This is a genomic window from Cupriavidus pauculus, from assembly GCF_002858765.1.
GTDB lineage: Bacteria > Pseudomonadota > Gammaproteobacteria > Burkholderiales > Burkholderiaceae > Cupriavidus > Cupriavidus pauculus_B.
This window is the reverse complement of record NZ_PJRP01000015.1, coordinates 74,245-93,278: the sequence shown is the minus strand read 5'-3', so window position 1 is coordinate 93,278 and position 19,034 is coordinate 74,245. Positions and strand designations below refer to the sequence as shown.

The 19,034-nt window shown below is 66.2% G+C and carries 14 protein-coding genes and 1 pseudogene; 9 read left to right on the top strand and 6 right to left on the bottom strand.

What is annotated here, in order from left to right:
• The first annotated feature begins 63 nt into the window (after positions 1 to 63).
• Positions 64 to 1,217: pseudogene (locus CYJ10_RS25255) on the top strand (IS481 family transposase).
• Between the two features lie 168 nt (positions 1,218 to 1,385).
• Here the strand turns inward: CYJ10_RS25255 and CYJ10_RS25250 are convergent.
• Entirely contained in the window at positions 1,386 to 2,336 is a 951-nt protein-coding gene (locus tag CYJ10_RS25250; protein WP_101684188.1) for a helix-turn-helix transcriptional regulator, read from the bottom strand.
• Between the two features lie 115 nt (positions 2,337 to 2,451).
• Between CYJ10_RS25250 and CYJ10_RS25245 the strand changes: the two genes are divergently transcribed.
• Complete coding sequence (locus CYJ10_RS25245) at positions 2,452 to 3,924, top strand: MFS transporter (RefSeq protein ID WP_101684187.1); 1,473 nt, start codon at positions 2,452 to 2,454, stop codon at positions 3,922 to 3,924.
• A gap of 61 nt (positions 3,925 to 3,985) precedes the next feature.
• Here CYJ10_RS25245 and def read toward each other — a convergent pair whose 3' ends face one another.
• Genes def through smc form a run of 4 tightly spaced genes read right to left on the bottom strand, consistent with a single transcriptional unit; the run spans position 3,986 to position 11,582 of the window.
• Positions 3,986 to 4,519, bottom strand: coding sequence for a peptide deformylase (gene def / locus CYJ10_RS25240; protein ID WP_101684186.1), 534 nt, complete (start codon positions 4,517 to 4,519; stop codon positions 3,986 to 3,988).
• Complete coding sequence (gene ligA, locus CYJ10_RS25235; protein ID WP_101684185.1) at positions 4,516 to 6,672, bottom strand: NAD-dependent DNA ligase LigA; 2,157 nt, start codon at positions 6,670 to 6,672, stop codon at positions 4,516 to 4,518. Before ligA ends, def begins: the two co-directional genes overlap by 4 nt.
• Before the next feature lie 13 nt (positions 6,673 to 6,685).
• Positions 6,686 to 8,065 (bottom strand): cell division protein ZipA C-terminal FtsZ-binding domain-containing protein, encoded by a 1,380-nt coding sequence (locus tag CYJ10_RS25230; protein WP_101684184.1) that lies wholly within the window; start codon positions 8,063 to 8,065, stop codon positions 6,686 to 6,688.
• Position 8,066: 1 nt separating this feature from the next.
• Positions 8,067 to 11,582 carry a chromosome segregation protein SMC gene (smc, locus tag CYJ10_RS25225; RefSeq protein ID WP_101684270.1) on the bottom strand — a complete coding sequence of 1,172 codons (3,516 nt, stop codon included), beginning with the start codon at positions 11,580 to 11,582 and terminating at the stop codon, positions 8,067 to 8,069.
• A gap of 461 nt (positions 11,583 to 12,043) precedes the next feature.
• Here smc and CYJ10_RS25220 point away from each other — a divergent pair, with 461 nt between their 5' ends.
• From CYJ10_RS25220 to prmB, 7 genes are all read left to right on the top strand, one after another.
• On the top strand, positions 12,044 to 12,883 hold the full coding sequence (locus CYJ10_RS25220) for a ferritin (RefSeq protein ID WP_101684183.1): 840 nt from the start codon (positions 12,044 to 12,046) through the stop codon (positions 12,881 to 12,883).
• Positions 12,884 to 13,007: 124 nt separating this feature from the next.
• Positions 13,008 to 14,207, top strand: coding sequence for a succinyldiaminopimelate transaminase (dapC, locus tag CYJ10_RS25215; protein WP_101684182.1), 1,200 nt, complete (start codon positions 13,008 to 13,010; stop codon positions 14,205 to 14,207).
• Positions 14,208 to 14,316: 109 nt separating this feature from the next.
• A complete protein-coding gene (dapD, locus tag CYJ10_RS25210; RefSeq protein WP_101684181.1) occupies positions 14,317 to 15,141 on the top strand; it encodes a 2,3,4,5-tetrahydropyridine-2,6-dicarboxylate N-succinyltransferase in 825 nt (274 codons plus the stop codon).
• 89 nt (positions 15,142 to 15,230) lie between these two features.
• Complete coding sequence (locus CYJ10_RS25205) at positions 15,231 to 15,596, top strand: hypothetical protein (protein ID WP_257993523.1); 366 nt, start codon at positions 15,231 to 15,233, stop codon at positions 15,594 to 15,596.
• A gap of 22 nt (positions 15,597 to 15,618) precedes the next feature.
• Positions 15,619 to 15,966, top strand: coding sequence for an arsenate reductase (locus CYJ10_RS25200; protein WP_101684179.1), 348 nt, complete (start codon positions 15,619 to 15,621; stop codon positions 15,964 to 15,966).
• Between the two features lie 28 nt (positions 15,967 to 15,994).
• The gene (dapE, locus tag CYJ10_RS25195; RefSeq protein WP_101684178.1) at positions 15,995 to 17,146 is read left to right on the top strand and encodes a succinyl-diaminopimelate desuccinylase; all 1,152 of its coding nucleotides are present in this window, start codon (positions 15,995 to 15,997) and stop codon (positions 17,144 to 17,146) included.
• Positions 17,147 to 17,175: 29 nt separating this feature from the next.
• A complete protein-coding gene (gene prmB / locus CYJ10_RS25190; protein WP_101684177.1) occupies positions 17,176 to 18,069 on the top strand; it encodes a 50S ribosomal protein L3 N(5)-glutamine methyltransferase in 894 nt (297 codons plus the stop codon).
• A 112-nt stretch (positions 18,070 to 18,181) separates the two neighbouring features.
• On the opposite strand, the gene CYJ10_RS34960 is transcribed toward prmB, so the two are convergent.
• Complete coding sequence (locus CYJ10_RS34960) at positions 18,182 to 18,712, bottom strand: RcnB family protein (RefSeq protein ID WP_257993522.1); 531 nt, start codon at positions 18,710 to 18,712, stop codon at positions 18,182 to 18,184.
• Positions 18,713 to 19,034 lie beyond the last annotated feature (322 nt).

The following is a 19,034-nucleotide window of genomic DNA, read 5'->3' as shown; positions in this document are numbered from 1 at the left end:
GTGACAGGTGTGCGAGGACATGGTTGACACTTCCGGACGGTTTGCCGTCCGGAGGTTCAAACCATGCCTTGGAACACACGAGACACTATGAGCCTGCGTCTGGAATTCATTGCGTTGGCCACCCAGCCCGGCTGCAATCGTCGCGAGCTGTGCCGGCGCTTTCACGTCAGTCCGCAAACTGCCTATAAATGGCTTGCACGCCATTCGAGTGAAGGCACGGATGGTCTGCGCGATCGCTCCAGGCGTCCGCAGCAAAGCGTACGGGGGCCGGGATCGAGAGGCAGGTGGTCCAGCTGCGCGAGCAGCATCCTGCGTGGGGCGGACGCAAGATCAGCCGGCGCCTGGCCGATCTTGGCCTTGCCGATCCACCGGCACCGAGCACGGTTACCTCCATCCTTCATCGCCACGGATTGATCCCCGAACACGCCACGGGCCAGCACTGCGCGTGGCACCGCTTCGAACATGCCGGCCCCAACGAACTGCTGCAGATGGACTTCAAGGGCTATGTGCGCAATGAGCGCGGTCTGTGTCATCCGCTGACGCTGCTCGACGACCATTCGCGCTATGTCCTGTGCCTGGATGCGTGCGATGACGAACGTGGGACGACGGTCCAGCAGTGCCTGGCAGCGGTCTTTCGGCGCTATGGCTTGCCGCGGCGCATGACCATGGACAACGGATCGCCATGGGGTGGCGACGAGGAGGGGCTGGGATATACGCGGCTGACGGTATGGCTGCTCAGGCTGGGAATCCGGGTCAGCCACTCGCGGCCCTATCACCCGCAGACCCAGGGCAAGGACGAGCGGTTCCATCGCACGCTCAATGCGGAATTGCTGCAGTACCGCCGCTTCGCGGACAACACCGACGCGCAACGCGCATTTGACCGGTATCGGGCCATCTACAACCATGAGCGCCCGCACGAGGCGCTGGGAATGGCGGTGCCGGCTACGCGCTACCAGGTCAGTCCGGTGCCGTATCCCGAAAGCCTGCCCGAACCCGAATACCTGCCGGGCGACCGGATCTACAAGGTAGACAGCGCGGCCCGGATCATGATCGGGCACCGACGCGTGAAGATTGGCAAGGCCTTCATTGGCCAACGCATTGCCCTGCGCGAAACACGGCACGATGGCATCTATGCCCTCTGGTTTGGCGCCATCCGGATCGGACAGATCGACCTGAGCGCCCCGCAGGGCACTCAGGTCTCGACGGCCCCGACCTAGAATGTGTCAACCATGTCCTCGCACATGTGTCAGCGATGTCCCCGGTCTGAACACCGCGGCGCGGGGGAGGGGTTCAGGGAGAGGGCACAGCGTTCCGATTACGACCAGTCGTAATGTGAGCCGCCTGCCCTTTCTCCTCTCCCACAGGTGGGAGAGGGGAAAAACACCTCACACACGCACCGGCGGCAGCTTTCGCAGGGCCGCTTCGGCCTGTTCGTCGGCCGGCACATACACCAGCAGCCGCGCGCCATTGCGCGGCGCCGTCCAGAAATTGGTCTGGGTCAGCTGGAAATCCCCGGTTTCCGGATTTGTGAAACGCTTGACGTGGTTCTGGATGCCGCGCACCTGGTATCGCTGCCAGAGCTGCTCGAATTTCTCGGACACGGCCATATAGCGCGCCAGCTGCGCCTCCCATAGCGGATCGTCGACGTGCTCGGCCATCGCCGCGCGATACATCGCCACCATGTTGCAGACCATGCCTTCCCAATCGGGCACGGCCTTGCGCCAGCCCGGGTGCGTCAGCGCCAGGTAGATGCAATTGCGATCTTCGGGCGGCAGGCTCGGGACATTCATGCCAAGCAACCGGCAATAGGCGTCGTTGTGCGCCACGATGTCGAAGCGGGCGTTCTGCACCAGCGCCGGAATCGGGTCGAGCTGGTCAAGCATGCGCTGCGTGGTGACCGACACCGTTTCGCAAACCGAGGTGCCGGCCAGCGCCGCCGGCCGTTGCAGGCCGGCCAGCGTAAACAGATGCTCGGTCTCGGTGGGCGAGCACTGCAGCGCGGCGGCTACCGCATTGAGCACCTTCGGCGACACACGGATTGGCCTGCCCTGCTCCAGCTTGGTGTACCAGGTGATGCCGATATCGGCCATCGCGGCCACTTCCTCGCGCCGCAGGCCCGGCGTGCGGCTTCGGCCGGCGCGCGACAACCCGATCCGCGCCGGGTCCAGGTTTTCGCGGCGGGCCCGCAGGAAGGCGCCCAGTTCAACCTCCCTGCCGGTGCCGGCGTGGCCGGCGGACTCACCCGGTTCGTTGTCCGGCTCCAGGCCTGCGCCTCGGCCTGTCCCCTGGTCTGCTCCCCGGCTCCATAGCGCACTCGGTTCCTGACGCGCGTTCATAATGCTGCACTCCTGTGTAGCCTGACACTGTTTATACCAGTCTAACTGGACTCTTGTACCAGTCTGATTGCATGACCATACTCCCAGCCTCACGCCTTGTCGAGGTCAGCATTCCATGAAAGCCCCCGCACCCTCTACCCCACTTTCCACCCCAACTTCCGCACCGGATGCCGCGCCCGCGCTCGGCCGCACCGGCCTGTACGTGCTGCTGGCCGGCCAGTTGCTGCCGCAGATCGATTTCTCCATCGTCAACGTCGCCCTGCACCCCATCGAGCATTCGCTGGGCGCGTCTCCGGCCGAGCTGGAGCTGATGGTGGCCGTCTATGGCGTGGCGTTCGCCGTCTGCCTGGCCATGGGCGGCCGGCTGGGCGACAACTTCGGGCGCCGCCGCGTGTTCAATGCTGGCGTTGTGCTGTTCGGTATCGCCTCGCTGCTGTGCGGCGTGGCGGGATCGATGCCGGTGCTGCTGGGCGCCCGGTTGCTGCAAGGTGCATCGGCCGCGCTGCTGGTGCCGCAGATCCTGGCCACCATCCACGTGGGCCTGCGCGGCCACGCGCACTCCCGCGCGCTGGCGCTGTTTGCCTCGGTGGGTGGCGTGGCCTTCATCATCGGGCAGGTGCTGGGCGGCTTCCTGGTGGATGCCGATATCGGCGGCCTGGGGTGGCGCAACGCGTTCCTGATCAACCTGCCTGTGTGCGCGGCCATCCTGTGGCTGTCGCCGCGCGTCATTCCGGAAACGCGGCGGGACAACCCAGCAGGCGTGGATATCCCCGGCACGGCGCTGCTGGCGATGGTGATCCTGGCCGTCCTGCTGCCAGTGGCGATGGGCCCGATGTTCCACTGGTCGTGGCCCGTGCTGGCCACGCTGGCGGCGGCGGCCCCGCTGACGCTATGGCTGTGGCAGGTTGAAAAGCGCCAGGAACAGCGCGGGGTGCATCCGCTGCTGCCACCGTCGCTGGTGCGGCTGCCGAGCGTGCGCTTCGGCTTTGTGGTGGCGATCCTGTTCTACGCGTGCTGGAGCGGGTTCATGTTCGTGCTGGCCCTGGCCCTGCAGGGCGGCGGCGGCATGACACCGACGATGGCCGGCAACGCCTTCATTCCGCTGGGCGTGGCGTTCTCGGTGGCGTCGCTGCTGAGCCCGCGTGTGGTGGGTCTATGGGGTCGTACGCGCGTGCTGCTGATCGGCTGCCTGATCCAGATGGCCGGCATGGCGGCACTCGCCTGGACGCTGCGCCATGTCTGGCCGCACCCCGACCTGCTTTCGCTGGCGGCGCCGACCATGCTGATCGGCATTGGCAATGCGCTGGTGGTGGGCTGCTTCTATCGCATCGGCCTGGCCGACATTCCGCCCGATCACGCCGGCGCCGGCAGCGCGGCGCTGGCCACGGTCCAGCAGGCGTCGCTGGGGCTGGGTTCGGCACTGCTGGGCACGGTGTTCGCCCAGCGGATCCATCACGGCGGCAGCTACCTCGATGCCACGCTCACGAGCCTGGCGGCGGAGCTGATCCTCATGACGATGCTGGTGGCGGCGGCCGCTATCTATCACGCCCGCCACGGCCAGCCGGTGCTGGCCACGGGGGCGGCATAAATAGCACCAAGAGCCAAGGGCCAAGGGCCTGGACCCAGGCTCAGGCCGACCCGGTGCCCGCTCAGTCGTCGTAGTTGGCGGGCAGCTCGGGGAACAGGACTTCCGTGAAGCCGAAGCGCGTGAAGTCCTTGACCCGCATCGGATACAGCACGCCGATCAGGTGATCGCACTCGTGCTGCACCACCCGCGCATGGAAGCCATCGGCCACGCGATCGATCGGATTGCCGAGCATGTCGAAGCCCGAATACTTCAGCCGGGTATGACGCGGCACCACGCCGCGCAGGCCCGGCACCGACAGGCAGCCCTCCCAGCCGTCTTCCATCTCGACGGACAACGGCTCCAGCACCGGATTGATCAGCACGGTCTTGGGCACCGTCGGCGCATCGGGATAGCGCGGGTTGCGATCGAAGCCGAAGATCACCACCTGCAGGTCCACGCCGATCTGCGGCGCGGCCAGGCCGGCACCGTTGGCGTGTTCCATCGTGTCGAACATGTCGTCGATCAACAGCCGCAGTTCGGGCGTGTTGAACTGTGTCACGGGCCGCGCCTGCTGCAGCAGCCGCGCATCGCCCATCTTCAGAATGTCGCGGATCATTGCGGTTCTCCGTTGTCGGGGGCATCCGCCCCGGCGTCGGCCAGCAGCTTGAGCATGCCGTCCTCATCCAGCACCGGCACACCAAGCGCCTGCGCCTTTTCCAGCTTGCTGCCCGCTTCGGCACCGGCCACCACGTAGTCGGTTTTCTTCGATACGGACCCGGCCACCTTGGCACCGGCGGCCTCCAGCTTTTCCTTGGCGTCCTCGCGCGACAGCGTCGGCAACGTGCCGGTCAGCACGACCGTCTTGCCGGCCAGCGGCAGCGGCGCCCTTGCCGTGGGCTCCGATTCGGCCCAGTGTACGCCTGCGGCACGCAACTGTTCGATCACCTCGACGTTGTGCGGCTCGGCCAGGAAATTGGCGATCGATTGCGCCACCACCGGACCCACGTCGTTGACTTCGAGCAGCGCAGCCTCGTCGGCAGCCAGCAAGTTGTCGAGCTTGCCAAAGTGCTTGGCCAGGTCCTTGGCCGTGGCTTCGCCCACGTGGCGGATGCCCAGCGCAAAGATGAACCGGTTCAGCGTGGTCTCGCGGGACTTGTCGATGGCCGCCACCAGGTTCGTGGCCGACTTGTCCGCCATGCGGTCCAGCGCGGCCAGCTTGGCCACCCCGAGCTTGTAGAGATCGGCCGGCGTGCGCACGATGCCCATGTCCACCAGCTGTTCGACGATCTTGTCGCCCAGGCCATCCACATCCATCGCGCGGCGTTGCGCGAAGTGGATCAGCGCCTGCTTGCGCTGGGCCGCGCAGATCAGTCCGCCCGTGCAGCGGGCAATGGCCTCGCCCTCGAGCTTCTCCACATGCGACCCGCACACCGGGCACGCGGTCGGCATCACAAACGCGCGGGCGTCGGCGGGCCGGCGTTCCAGCACCACGGCCACCACCTCGGGTATCACGTCGCCGGCACGGCGAACAATCACCGTATCGCCAATATGCACATCCTTGCGGCGGATCTCGTCCTCGTTGTGCAGCGTGGCGTTGGTCACGGTCACGCCGCCGACGAACACCGGCGCCAGCCGCGCCACGGGAGTGATGGCGCCGGTACGGCCCACCTGCACCTCGATATCCTCGACCGTGGTCGTCATCTCCTGGGCCGGAAACTTATGCGCCAGCGCGAAGCGCGGGGCGCGCGAGACAAAGCCCAGCTGCTCTTGTTCGGGGATGGCATTGACCTTGTAGACCACGCCGTCGATGTCGTATGGCAACTGGTCGCGGCGCTCGCCGATATCGCGATAGAACGACAGCAGCCCCTGCGCGCCCTTCACCACGCGACGCTCGTCGCAAACCGGCAGACCCAGCGTGGCAAACCCGTCCAGCATCACGCTGTGCGTGGCCGGCCGGTCGGCGCCCTGCAATTCGCCCATGCCATAGGCGAAGAACGACAGCGGGCGCTTGGCGGTGATCCGGGGGTCCAGCTGGCGCAGGCTACCGGCCGCGGCATTGCGCGGATTGACGAAGGTCTTCTCGTCGGCCTCGGCCTGGCGCGCGTTGAGCTTGTCGAAATCGGCGCGATACATGAACACCTCGCCGCGCACTTCCAGCACGGCCGGCGCCTTGCCGCGCAGCTTCAGCGGAATGGCCTTGATCGTGCGCACATTGACGGTCACGTCCTCGCCCGTCTCGCCATCGCCGCGCGTGGCGGCCTGCACAAGCTTGCCGTCCTCGTAGCGCAGCGACATGGCCAGGCCATCGAACTTCAGTTCGCACGAATACTCGACGGCGCTGTCCGCCGCGTCGGCGGCGCTGAACAGGTCATCGGCCGGCGCCGAGACGCTGGTCTTGCCCAGCCCTTGCGCGCAGCGGCGGTCGAAATTGACCACGTCTTCGTCCTCGAAGCCGTTGTTCAGCGACAGCATCGGCACGCGGTGACGCACGGTATCGAACGCGGCCAGCGGCGCCCCGCCCACGCGCTGCGTCGGCGAATCGTCGGTCAGCAGGTCGGGATGTTCGGTCTCCAGCGCCTGCAGCTCGCTGAACAGCGCGTCGTAATCCGCATCGGGAACGGTCGGCGCATCCAGCACGTAATACTGATAGCTGTGGCGTTCCAGCTCGGCGCGCAGCCATTGCACGCGCTCGGCGGGAGACGCATTGGCCGGCAAAGGGCCGGCGGGCGCGGGGGCCGGAGCCCGCGCGCCTGAATGCTTGGCGGTCATGGGGGCTCCGTCGTTATACGCTGAACAGGCGCTGGGCCACCGGCGAACCGGCCGGCATGCCGCGCGCTTCCAGCTTTTCGTAGAGCTTTTCGAGTTGGGTGAAGATCGCTACGAACGACGCTTCGGTCAGCGGACGCATATTGTCGTCCACCAGCTGGGCACCCATCCGCTGCGCCAGGCTGTAGCCGTACTCGCAAACCGTCTTGAACGGCTTGATCGTCTGCGCCCCCTGCGGCACGTCCAGCAGCAGCGTGATCTGACGGCCCGCGTTCAGCGTCAGGTCGTCGCGCAGGAAGTTCGTGTCGCCAAACTGCAGCGTGAACAGCGGCTTCTGCACGCCATCGGCGCCCGGTTCATAGCGGATGAATCGCGTACCGTCGCGCGACAGCACCAGGCCGTCCTGCGTAGCCACGGTCTGCACATAGGCGGCTGACCACGGCGCGCCGTCGGAAATCACGTTGACGCCCAGTTGCACGTCGGCACCGGCCGCGAAACCATCCAGTTCGCGTGCGTTCGCCACCGTTTCGGTCATGTCGGGCAGGTCGGCCGATGCATCCAGCGCCTCGGCCAGCGCCTCCACGGCATTGACGAACTCGGAGAATTCCAGCGCATTGAGCGGGCCGCTGCGGTTGGCCAGCTGCACGGCCACCTGCAGGTCTTCGTACTGGTGGCCGGCAGTCACTGGCTCCCAGGCATTGGCTTCGATGCGCAGCCCTTCGATGTGCACCTGCTTCGTGCCCGCGCGGCGCAGACGGCCCGTCAGCGGCAGGATGCGGTCACCGGAGGCCTTGCGCTCCAGGTGCATCGGCACGATGCAGTCGATCAGCGGATCGATCGCGGCCGCAGCGGGCTGGCCGTCCGGCACGGATTCGGTGGCCCGGGCGACCGGGGCAGCCGCCTTGGCGAGCGATTCCTCGACGACTTCGTTGTCGGCGTCGATCGCGGCGTCAGCCAGCGCATTGGCATGGGCCTCGGCGTGGGCTTCTGCATGGGCTTCGGCATGTCCGGCGGCCGGCGCGGCTGCCACGGCGACCTCGTCGGCCACGATCTCGTCGGCATCGGCCGAACTGGCGGCAGCATGCGCGGCGGCGGTGGCGGTCGCCACGTCGGCCTGGGTATCGGCGTGGGTATCGGCCTCGTGCTTCAGCCCCTTACCCGCCTCGCCGAGCGTCGGCTCGCGCCGGTTCACATGCTCGGGCGGCGCTTCCTTGAGCTTGGCCTGCGTTTCGGGCTGCGTGGTCTTGCCCACCACCGGCTCGCGCATCGGCGGCAGGTCGTCCTCGGGCATCAGCGGCCGCACGCGGCGCGCCTTGTGGATCTGCCACCGGTTATAGGCCACCAGCAACAGCAGCAATACAACACCCGCGATGATCAGTGCGTTCTGCAGTTCCATCTTAAGCGGCCTCCGCCATCGATACGGCTGCATCCATGTCCACCGCCACGATCCGCGAGACCCCCTGCTCCTGCATCGTCACGCCAATCAGTTGGTGGGCCATCTCCATCGCAATCTTGTTGTGAGAAATAAATACGAACTGCGTCTTGTCGGACATACGCGCCACCATGTTGGCATAGCGCTCGGTGTTGGCGTCGTCCAGCGGCGCGTCCACCTCGTCCAGCAAGCAGAACGGTGCCGGGTTCAGCTGGAACATCGCGAACACCAGCGCAATGGCCGTCAGGGCCTTTTCGCCACCGGACAGCAGGTGAATCGTCGAGTTCTTCTTGCCCGGCGGCTGCGCCATCACCTGCACGCCGGCGTCCAGAATTTCCTCGCCGGTCATGATCAGCCTGGCCTGGCCGCCACCGAACAGCGCCGGGAACAGCTCGCCGAAGTGGTGGTTGACCTGGTCGAACGTGCCTTGCAGCAGCGCCCGCGTTTCCTGGTCGATCTTGGCGATCGCGTCTTCGAGCGTGTTGATGGCATCGGTCAGGTCGGCCGACTGCGCGTCAAGGAACGTCTTGCGCTCCCGGGCGGCGGACAGTTCGTCCAGCGCGGCCATGTTGACCGGACCCAACGCGTTGATGGCATTGTTCAGGCGCGTCACTTCGCCTTGCAGGTACGACGGCTTCAGGTCGCCGATCAGCTTCTCGGCCAGCGCCGCTTCGTCCACCTCGGCCGTGGTCAGCTGCTCGGTGAACTGCTCCTGGTTCAGGCGGGCCGCCTGTTCCTTGAGCTGGCATTCGGTGATGCGGTCGCGCAGCGGCTGCAGGCTGCGTTCGGCAGCCAGGCGCTGTTCGTCGAACTGGCGCAGCTGGGCCGACAGGGCATCAAGCTCGATCCGTGCGGCCGACAGCTTCTGCTCCTTCTCGGCGCGCACTTCCAGGGCTTCATGCAGGCCGGTATTGGCGGTCTGCTCGTTGATCGTTTCCAGCTCGGCGCGGGCGTTCTCCAGCGATTCCGCCACGCGCTCGCTCTGGTCGCCGGCCATCTGGATATTGCGGCGCAGTTCGTCGATGCGGCCGGCCAGATTGCGCTCGGCAAACACCGCTTCCTGCGCGCCGCGTTCCATGTCGCGCAACTGCTGGCGCGCGTTGGTCAGCTTGGTGTCCAGCCCATCGAAGGCCATCTGCTGGTCTTCGTGCGATGCCTGCAGCTCGGCCAGGCTGGTGTCGTGCTGCTCGAAGCTGGCTTCGGACTCGGCACGGATGGCGCGTTGTTCGTCGATCTGCGCGTCGATCTCGCCCAGTTCCTCGCGGATCTGGTTGCTACGCGCCGAAAAGCGCTCCATGGCCTGCGACAGCTTCAGTACGTCCATCTGCAACGCATGCACGCGGCGCGTGGCCTGCTCGGCGCGCGCACGCGCCTCGATCAGCGTCGTGCTGGCATGCGTATACGCCGTCTCGGCGCGCACGGCGTTGGATCTGGCCTCGTCGGACAGCAGCATCTGCGCGCGCGACTGCTTCTGCAGGTTGTCGATCTCCTGCTCGCGGGCCAGCATGCCGGCCTGCTCGGAATCGGCCGCGTAGATCTGAATGGCGTTGCGGCCCACGAGATGGCCCTCGGCCACCACGAACTGGGCGCCTTCGGGCAGCGTGCCGCGTGCCGACAGCGCCTGCGACATGTCGGTGGCCGTGTAGATGTCGGCCAGCCAGTCCTGCATCACGGCGCGGATGCCGGGCTCGGTGATCTGCACCAGCGACATCAGCGGACGCAGGCCGGCCGGGGCTTCCACCGGACGCGCGGCAGGCGGCGGCGCGTAGAACGCGAGCTTGGACGGCGGGGCGTCGGACAGGAAACCCTTGACCCAGTCAAGGTTCGACACTTCCAGTGCGGCGAGCTTTTCGCGCAGCACCGATTCGAGCGCGTTTTCCCAACCCTGCTCGATATGGACCTTCTTCCACAGACGTGGCAGTTCGGCCAAACCATGGCGTTCCAGCCACGGCTGGACCTTGCCGTCGGTCTGCACGCTTTCCTGCAGTTGGCGCAGCGCAGCCAGGCGGGCGTCCAGCGAGGCGATCGCGGCCGTTTCGCTCTGCACGCGCTCCTGCGCGGCGCGGCGCTCGGTGTCCAGGCGCGGCACCGATTCCTCGGCATCCATCAGCGATGCCTGGGCCTCTTCGAGCGTGGCTTCCTGTTCGGCCAGGTCCATGCGCAGCTCTTCGAGCCGCACTTCGTCCGGACGATCGAGCCCCTGCTCCTCGCCCTTCAGGCGTTCCTTGCGTTGCTCAAGCTGCTGCAGCATCTGGTTGGCGTTGCGCTGGTGCGCCGCTTCAAGCTTCAGCGCCTGCTCGGCCTGCATGATGCCGCTGCGCTGGTCGTTGAGCTTCTGCTGGGCGTCGCGCCACTGGCCTTCCAGCGTTGGCAGTTCGTCGCTCTTCTGGGCGACGGTGTCCTGGGCCTCGATCTTGCGGGCCTCGGCCAGCGCCAGGTCTTCCTCGGCCTGCGCAATGTCGTCATTGGCCTGGTCGGCCTTGCCCTGCCACTGCTCGCGCTGGGCGGTCAGCGCGGCGATCTGCGCCTGCAGCCGGTTGCGCGACTCCACCACATAGCGGATCTCGGCTTCGAGCTTGCTGACTTCGGCGTTGGCCTCGTACAGGGCGCCCTGCGCGACGTGCATGCCATCGGACGCGGCATAGTGCGCGGCGCGCATCGTTTCGAGTTCGGCCTCGACATGGCGCAATTGCGCGGTCTGGGCTTCAAGGTCGATCTGCGCCTGGTCGATGGCGCGGGCATGGCGTTCCTGCTCGGCCTGGGCTTCGCGCTTGCGCAGCAGCCACAGCAGGTGCTGCTTTTCCTCGCCTTCGGACTGCAGGTGCCGGTAGCGTTGCGCCACCTCGGCCTGGCCTTCCAGCTTTTCGAGGTTGTTGCCCAGTTCGCGCAGGATATCTTCCACGCGGGTCAGGTTTTCGCGCGTGTCGCCCAGCCGGTTTTCGGTCTCGCGGCGGCGTTCCTTGTACTTCGATACGCCTGCGGCTTCCTCCAGGAAGATCCGCATGTCGTCGGGCTTGGCCTCGATGATGCGCGAGATCATGCCCTGCCCGATGATGGCGTAGGCGCGCGGCCCCAGGCCGGTACCCAGGAAGATGTCCTGGATGTCCTTGCGGCGCACCGGCTGGTTGTTGATGTAGTACGAAGACGTGCCGTCGCGGGTTAGCACGCGCTTGACCGCCACTTCGGCGTACTGGCTCCACTGGCCGGCGGCGCGGCCTTCGGCGTTGTCGAACACCAGTTCCACGCTGGCCCGGCCCGCCTGCTTGCGCGCGGTGGAGCCGTTGAAGATCACGTCCTGCATGGATTCGCCACGCAGCTCCGACGCACGTGATTCACCAAGCACCCAGCGCACCGCGTCGATGATGTTGGATTTACCGCAGCCGTTGGGACCTACGATGCCGACCAGCTGGCCAGGCACTTGAAAATTGGTGGGATCGACGAAGGACTTGAAGCCCGCCAGTTTGATCGAGGACAGTCGCACGGTTGTCGTGTGGTTTGGGCGATACGAAAATGGGAAACGCCGGGCCCACGCCAGAGCACACGGCAAGGCGTGACGCCTGCGCCGCAAACTGCCCCCGGTGCCCGATAGATTGGCGCTAATCATACCATCGCCAATCCATTGACCGGCCGCTTTCTCCACCGTTGCACCCATCACGAAGCGGTCATTGCCCGACTTGAAAAATCGTTGTATTTCCGAGGCTTGCAGGCGTTGCTGCATGCACTTTCTAGGCGCCTGCGTTGTTTCATGAAAACGTCACGCTGGCAAATCCGCCGGAAACTTCTTAGGGTTAGTGCTAGTCTCTGGAGTTGCCGGCGTGACCCCGGGGCCCCACCCCGAAGCGCCGTGCCCGCCGCTCTGCCCGTGCCCGCCGCCGTGCCGCAGGGCGCCCGCGGCCAGTCTGAAGCTTGATGCCTGCAGTGCAGCAGTTTGGAGGACTGAGCATGACCCCAACACCACCGGCCGAGATGCCGGGTGACCTGCCATGGTCCGTCGCGGAGATCGATTACGACGCCATTGACGTCGCGCAGGTGCGCGACGACCGCACGCTCTTCTACCTGCTGACCGGCGCCTCGTTCATCGAGAGCGGGTCTGACACCTACGCCGGCAATCTGGCCCAGTACTACGCCGACATACCCGACGCCGCCGAATGGCTGTCTCGGCACTGGGAATCCGAGGAACTGCAGCACGGCCTGGCGCTGCGCCGCTATGTCGAGCATGTCTGGCCGGAATTCGACTGGGAACGTGGCTACCAGCGGTTCTTCGACGAGTACAGCAAGACGTGCTCCGTCGACAATTTCGAGCGCACCCAGGCACTGGAAATGGCCGCGCGCTGCGTGGTGGAAACCGGAACCGCTACCTATTACCGGGCGCTGGAACAGGCCAGCGACGAGCCCGTGCTGCGCAACCTGACGCACCGCATCGCCAATGACGAGGTGCGCCACTACAAGCATTTCTTCCGTTATTTCAATGACTTGAGCAGCCGCGAACAGCTTGGCAGGGCCAAGGTGCTGGCCGCCCTGGCGCGCCGGTTGCTGGAGATCAAGAACGAAGACGCCGAAATTGCGCTGCGCAACGTGCTGCGTATCGAGCAGAACCGCGAAGACGTGCCCGATCGCGAAGTCCGCGCCCTGAACTCGCGCTGCAGCGCCGTGATCAGGCGCCACCTGCCGCTCGAAATGACCGTCAAGATGCTGCTGCGTCCCCTGCACCTGCATGCACGCGTCGAAGACCTGGTACGGCGGCCCATCGTGGCAATGGTGTCGCGGGTGATGCTCTATTGATGGCGGTATCGATGTGTACGGCACGGCGCTCCGGGGCGCCGCGAGACGCCGCCCGGCACGCATATGGCGGAGCCCGGCATTCCTTTATAATGCTCGGTTTCAACCGCCCCGCCGCCCTGCCACCGTGAATCCGCGCCTCGACCTGCTCCAGACCTACCCTTTCGAGAAACTGCGCGTGCTGGTGGCCGATGTGAAACCGGCCGACAAGCCGGCCATCAGTTTTGGCATTGGCGAACCCAAGCATCCGACGCCGCAGTTCATCAAGGACGCGATGACCGCATCGCTGTCCGGGCTGGCCGTTTACCCGGCCACGGCCGGCACCGACGCGCTGCGCCAGACCATCGCCGGCTGGCTGGAGCGCCGCTACCAGCTGCCGAAGGTGGATGCCGCGACCGAGGTGCTGCCGGTCAGCGGGTCGCGCGAGGCACTCTTTGCCTTCGCGCAGACCGTGATCGATGCCAGCCAGCCCAATCCGCTGGTGCTGTGCCCGAACCCGTTCTACCAGATCTATGAAGGCGCGGCCCTGCTGGCCGGAGCCCGCCCGGTTTTCGCCAACAGCGACCCGGCGCGCAACTTCGCCCCGGCGTTCGACCAGATCGACGCCGATGTCTGGCCGAACGTGCAGCTGCTCTACGTATGCTCCCCGGGCAATCCCACCGGCGCCGTGCTGTCGCTGGAAGACTGGAAGCAGCTGTTCGCGCTGTCGGACCGCTACGGATTCGTGATCGCGTCGGACGAGTGCTATTCCGAGATCTATTTCGACGAAGCCGCGCCGCCGCTGGGCGCGCTGGAGGCCGCCCACAAGCTGGGCCGCGGCTTCGAGCGCCTGGTGATGTTCTCGAGCCTGTCCAAGCGCTCGAACGTACCGGGCCTGCGCTCGGGCTTCGTGGCCGGCGACGCCGCGATCCTGAAGAAATTCCTGCTGTACCGGACCTATCACGGTGCCGCGCTGAACCCGGCCGTGCAGGCCGCCAGCGTGGCCGCCTGGAACGACGAGGCACACGTGCGCGACAACCGCGCCGCCTACGTGCGCAAGTTTGCCGAGGTCACGCCGCTGCTGGCCGAAGTGCTGGACGTGGCGCTGCCCGACGCGGCGTTCTACCTGTGGGCCGATGTGTCGCGCACGGGCCTGAGCGACACCGAGTTCGCGGTGCGCCTGCTGGCCGAGCAGAACGTGGCCGTGCTGCCGGGCAGCTACCTGGCGCGCGATGCGCACGGTGCCAACCCGGGCAGGAACCGTGTGCGCATGGCGCTGGTGGCCACGCCCGACGAGTGCCTGGAAGGCGCGCGCCGGATTGTCGAATTCTGCAAGTCGCTGGGCTGACCGCACCGGCGCCAACGCTTCACCCTGCTTCACCGATCGAATGCCCTGGCGCCGGGGCACCTGCTGTCCGGCGCCGCCTCTTACACAAATCACCACTGAGAACACCATCATGACGCAAGCTCTGCAAGCCCTGATCGACCAGGCCTGGGAAGACCGCACCAGCCTGTCGCCGAAGTCCGCGCCGAACGATATCCGCGAAGCCGTGGCCAACGTGATCTCGCAACTGGACGCCGGCACGCTGCGCGTGGCCGAGAAGCAAGGCCAGGACTGGATCGTCAACCAGTGGGTCAAGAAGGCCGTGCTGCTGTCGTTCCGCCTGGAAGACAACGCGCCGATGAGCGCCGGCGGCTTTGCCCAGTTCTACGACAAGGTGCCGACCAAGTTCGCCAACTGGAGCCAGGACGATTTCGCAAAGGCTGGCTTCCGCGTGGTGCCGCCGGCCGTGGCCCGTCGCGGTTCGTTCATCGCCAGGAATGCCGTGCTGATGCCGTCGTACGTGAACATCGGCGCCTACGTGGACGAAGGCACGATGGTCGACACCTGGGCCACCGTCGGTTCGTGCGCCCAGATCGGCAAGAACGTCCACCTGTCGGGTGGCGTGGGCATTGGCGGCGTGCTGGAGCCGCTGCAGGCCAACCCGGTCATCATCGAAGACAACTGCTTCATCGGCGCCCGTTCGGAAGTCGTGGAAGGCGTGATCGTTGAAGAAAACTCGGTGATCTCGATGGGCGTGTACCTGGGCCAGTCGACCAAGATCTACGACCGCGAAACGGGCGAGATCCACTATGGCCGCGTGCCGGCCGGTTCGGTGGTGGTGGCGGGCAACCTGCCGTCCAAGGATGGCAAGTACAGCCTGTACTGCGCCGTGATCGTGAAAAAGGTGGACGCGCAAACCCGCGCCAAGACCAGCCTGAACGACCTGCTGCGCGACTGATCCCGCGCGCGCCCAGCCGCACCCTGCCGCCGGGCCATGCCCCGGCGGCGGCCCCAGACCCGCCGATGCCATTCTCTGCCAAGCGACTCATGGCCCTCGACCCCGCCACCGTCAGTACCGTGCTATCCCTGCTGCCCACCATCCTCGAACAGGCCAACAAGACCATCGAGAAGCTCAAGAAGGGCAAGCGCAAGGACGGAAGCGAAAGCACGCAGTCCGACGCCGAGCCGCCGCGCGACCCGGCCGCCCGCATCGCGGAGCTGGAAGCCGCTGCCGTGCAGCAGGCCGAAGCGGTCAAGATGCTGGCCGAGCAGCATGCGATCACGATCGAGGCGCTGCGCCGCGAGGCCGCGCGCCTGGACCGCCGGCTGCGCCTGATGACGGCCGTGGCCATGGCCGGCGTGGCATTTGGCCTGGGCGGACTGATCATCGCGATCAACCTGCTGTTCCGTTAATTCCATTCCGATTCCGCGCATCATGACCGTCCTGCTCTACGGCATTCCCAACTGCGACACCGTCAAGAAGGCCCGCACCTGGCTGGAATCGAACGGCGTCGACTACGCATTCCACGATTTCAAGAAGCAAGGCGTCGACGAGAAGATGTTGCGCGCCTGGCTCAAGCACGTGCCGCTGGCCACGCTGCTGAACAAGAAAGGCACGACGTACCGCGCGCTGTCCGACGCCGACAAGGCCAAGGCGGAGAGCGAAGCCGGCGCCATGGCCCTGATGCAGACCAGCCCGTCGCTGATCAAGCGCCCGGTACTGGATCGCGATGGCAATGTCAGCGTGGGATTTTCCGCCGACACGTACGCCTCGCTGTTCTGAAGACTCGAATTTCGCACCACCCCGCACCATGAATCCGACCCTTGCCCTGACCGAAGACCTGATGCGCCGCCGCTCGGTCACCCCCGCCGACGAAGGCTGCCAGTCCGTGCTGGAAGCGCGCCTGACCGCGCTTGGCTTTACCTGCGAGAACATCGTCAGCGGCCCTGACACCTTCCGCGTGACCAACCTGTGGGCGGTCAAGCGCGGCACGCAAGGCACGGCGGGCAAGCTGCTGGCCTTTGCCGGCCACACCGATGTGGTGCCGACGGGCCCGCTCGAACAGTGGTCGTCCGACCCGTTCGAGCCCACCCAGCGCGACGGCAAGCTCTATGGCCGTGGCGCGGCCGACATGAAGACGTCGATTGCCGGCTTCGTGGTGGCGTGCGAGGAATTCATCGCCCAGCACCCCGACCACGCCAATTCGATCGCGTTCCTGATCACCAGCGACGAGGAAGGCCCCGCGCACGACGGCACCGTGAAGGTGGTGGAAGCCCTGAAGGCCCGCGGCGAGCGCCTGGACTACTGCGTGGTGGGCGAGCCGACCTCGGTCGATACGCTGGGCGACATGGTCAAGAACGGCCGCCGCGGATCGCTGTCGGGCAAGCTCACGGTCAAGGGCGTGCAGGGCCATATCGCCTATCCGCACCTGGCGCGCAACCCGATTCACCTGGCCGCGCCGGCGCTGACCGCGCTGGTGGCCGAGACGTGGGACCAGGGCAACGAGTACTTCCCGCCCACCACGTGGCAGATGTCGAATATCCATGCGGGCACCGGCGCCACCAACGTGATCCCGGGCCACGTGACCATCGACTTCAATTTCCGCTTTTCGACCGCCAGCACGCCGGACGGCCTGAAGCAGCGCGTGCACGCCATCCTGGACCAGCACGGCCTGGAATACACGCTGGACTGGACGCTGGGCGGCGAGCCGTTCCTGACGCCGCGCGGCGATCTGTCCGAAGCGCTGGCGGCCGCCATCGCCGCCGAGTGCGGCGTGACGACCGAGCTGTCGACCACGGGCGGCACGTCCGATGGCCGCTTCATCGCCAAGATCTGCCCGCAGGTCATCGAATTCGGCCCGCCGAACGCCAGCATCCACAAGATCGACGAACACGTGGAAGTGCGCTTCATCGAGCCGCTCAAGAACGTTTACCGTGGCGTGCTGGAACGCCTGATCGCCTGATCGACTGACAATTGGAGCGACCGACCGCCATGCCGACCCCATCCCCCCTGAAAACCGTCCGCGACCTGCTGCGCCTGGCCGTTTCCCGATTTACGGCCGCCCGGCTGTCTTTCGGCCACGGCAGCGCCAACGCCTATGACGAAGCGGCCTACCTGGTGCTGCACACGCTGAGCCTGCCGCTGGACACGCTCGACCCGTTCCTTGACGCGCGCCTGCTGCCCGAGGAAGTCGACGCCGTGCTGAAGGTGATCGACCGCCGCGTGACCGAACGCGTGCCGGCCGCCTACATCACGCATGAGGCGTTCATGCACGGCCTGCGCTTCTACGTGGATTCGCGCGTGATCGTGCCGCGCAGCTTCATCGGCGAATTGCTACAGGACGGCCTGGAGCCGTGGCTGGGCGATATCGAGCAGATCGGTCCGGTGCTGGAGCTTTGCACCGGCTCGGGCTGCCTGCCGGTCATCGCGGCCCATGTCTGGCCCAATGCGAAGATCGACGCCGTGGACATTTCGTCCGACGCACTGGCCGTGGCCCGCCGCAACGTGGCGGACTACAAGATGGAAGATCGCATCGCGCTGTTCGAGGGCGACCTGTACGCGCCGCTGCCGTCTGCCGCCACCTACGACGTGATCCTGACCAACCCGCCCTACGTCAACGAACAGTCGATGCGCGAACTGCCGGCCGAGTACCTGGCCGAGCCGCGCCTGGCACTGGCCGGCGGCGACGATGGCATGGACGTGGTGCGCCGGATCATCGCCGGCGCCAAGAAGCGCCTGAATCCCGGCGGCGTGCTGGTGGTGGAAATCGGCAACGAGCACGACAACGTGGAAGCGGCCTTCCCCGATCTGGATATCGTCTGGCTGTCGGTCAGCGCGGGCGACGATCAGGTATTCCTGGTGACGTACGACGCGTTGCCGGACTGAGGACACTGAGCCTGGACATCGGACCCGCCCTCTGCCTGGACATGTGGGGGCGGGTCGAACAAAAAAACGCCGCGAAACCGCGGCGTTTTTCTTGGTAGATCCCCTACCCGCTTCAGCCTCCCGGCCCGACCGAATAGATCGTGCCGTTCGACGACACCTGGTAGTAGTCGGCGCCGACCCCTACCCAGTGATAGCCCTTCTTGGGCGCGGGCAGGTTGTAGTCCTTGTACTTGTCGATCACGTACTGCCGGTCGCGGAATTCCGTCGGCAGCTTTTCGCCCTTGTTCCATTTCTTGGGCGAGTAAGGCGACTGCGCGCCCATCGGCATCGAGCCCGGCTGGCCGGACGACATCGAGCCTTGCGACATGCCGCCCGAGGACATACCGCCCTGCGACATGCTGCCTTGCGAGCCGGAGCTTTGTCCCTTGTGCGACATGCCATGCGACGACTTGCCGCTGGAAGCCGGCGGCATGGGTGTCGCGTTTGGCGGCATCGCGCCTGCCTGGCCCGGGGATGGCATCGGGGTCGGACCCGACGGCTGGGTCTGGCCAGGCATCGGTTGCTGCTGCTGGGCTTGCGCAAGCGGCACGGCCAGCAAGCCAGCGGTGACCAGGACGGCGGGTATTAACGTCTTCGTTTGCATCGTGATCTCCTCACAGATGGAACACGTCAGACTGCCCCAGAAGCAGGACAGCCCCAAGAAAGCTTAGTAGCAAATGCGGGGCCCGCATGATGACCGGATGTCCGTCCGGCGTCTCTCTGGCCGGCTTTCCCCAATGGATTCAGAGACTTGCAGAGCGAGCTCGGACAGCGGCCAATCTGCGAAAATCGCGCAGTTGGGCGCCATTCGCAGTAGTTTTGGCATGCAGCGGTGTCATATCTTCCCTGGCTATCCGCCGTCCCCGCCCTCCCTGCGCCCGGACGCCCCCTGCTGCGGCGCGCCACAACTTTTTCTTGAAGCGCCG

Bases quoted from the DNA above. Each gene is read 5' to 3' on its own strand.
- CYJ10_RS25250 (WP_101684188.1), bottom strand. From the start codon at position 2,336: ATGAACGCGCGTCAGGAACCGAGTGCGCTATGGAGCCGGGGAGCAGAC.
- CYJ10_RS25245 (WP_101684187.1), top strand. From the start codon at position 2,452: ATGAAAGCCCCCGCACCCTCTACCCCACTTTCCACCCCAACTTCCGCA.
- def (WP_101684186.1), bottom strand. From the start codon at position 4,519: ATGATCCGCGACATTCTGAAGATGGGCGATGCGCGGCTGCTGCAGCAG.
- ligA (WP_101684185.1), bottom strand. From the start codon at position 6,672: ATGACCGCCAAGCATTCAGGCGCGCGGGCTCCGGCCCCCGCGCCCGCC.
- CYJ10_RS25230 (WP_101684184.1), bottom strand. From the start codon at position 8,065: ATGGAACTGCAGAACGCACTGATCATCGCGGGTGTTGTATTGCTGCTG.
- CYJ10_RS25220 (WP_101684183.1), top strand. From the start codon at position 12,044: ATGACCCCAACACCACCGGCCGAGATGCCGGGTGACCTGCCATGGTCC.
- dapD (WP_101684181.1), top strand. From the start codon at position 14,317: ATGACGCAAGCTCTGCAAGCCCTGATCGACCAGGCCTGGGAAGACCGC.
- CYJ10_RS25205 (WP_257993523.1), top strand. From the start codon at position 15,231: ATGGCCCTCGACCCCGCCACCGTCAGTACCGTGCTATCCCTGCTGCCC.
- CYJ10_RS25200 (WP_101684179.1), top strand. From the start codon at position 15,619: ATGACCGTCCTGCTCTACGGCATTCCCAACTGCGACACCGTCAAGAAG.
- dapE (WP_101684178.1), top strand. From the start codon at position 15,995: ATGAATCCGACCCTTGCCCTGACCGAAGACCTGATGCGCCGCCGCTCG.
- prmB (WP_101684177.1), top strand. From the start codon at position 17,176: ATGCCGACCCCATCCCCCCTGAAAACCGTCCGCGACCTGCTGCGCCTG.
- CYJ10_RS34960 (WP_257993522.1), bottom strand. From the start codon at position 18,712: ATGCAAACGAAGACGTTAATACCCGCCGTCCTGGTCACCGCTGGCTTG.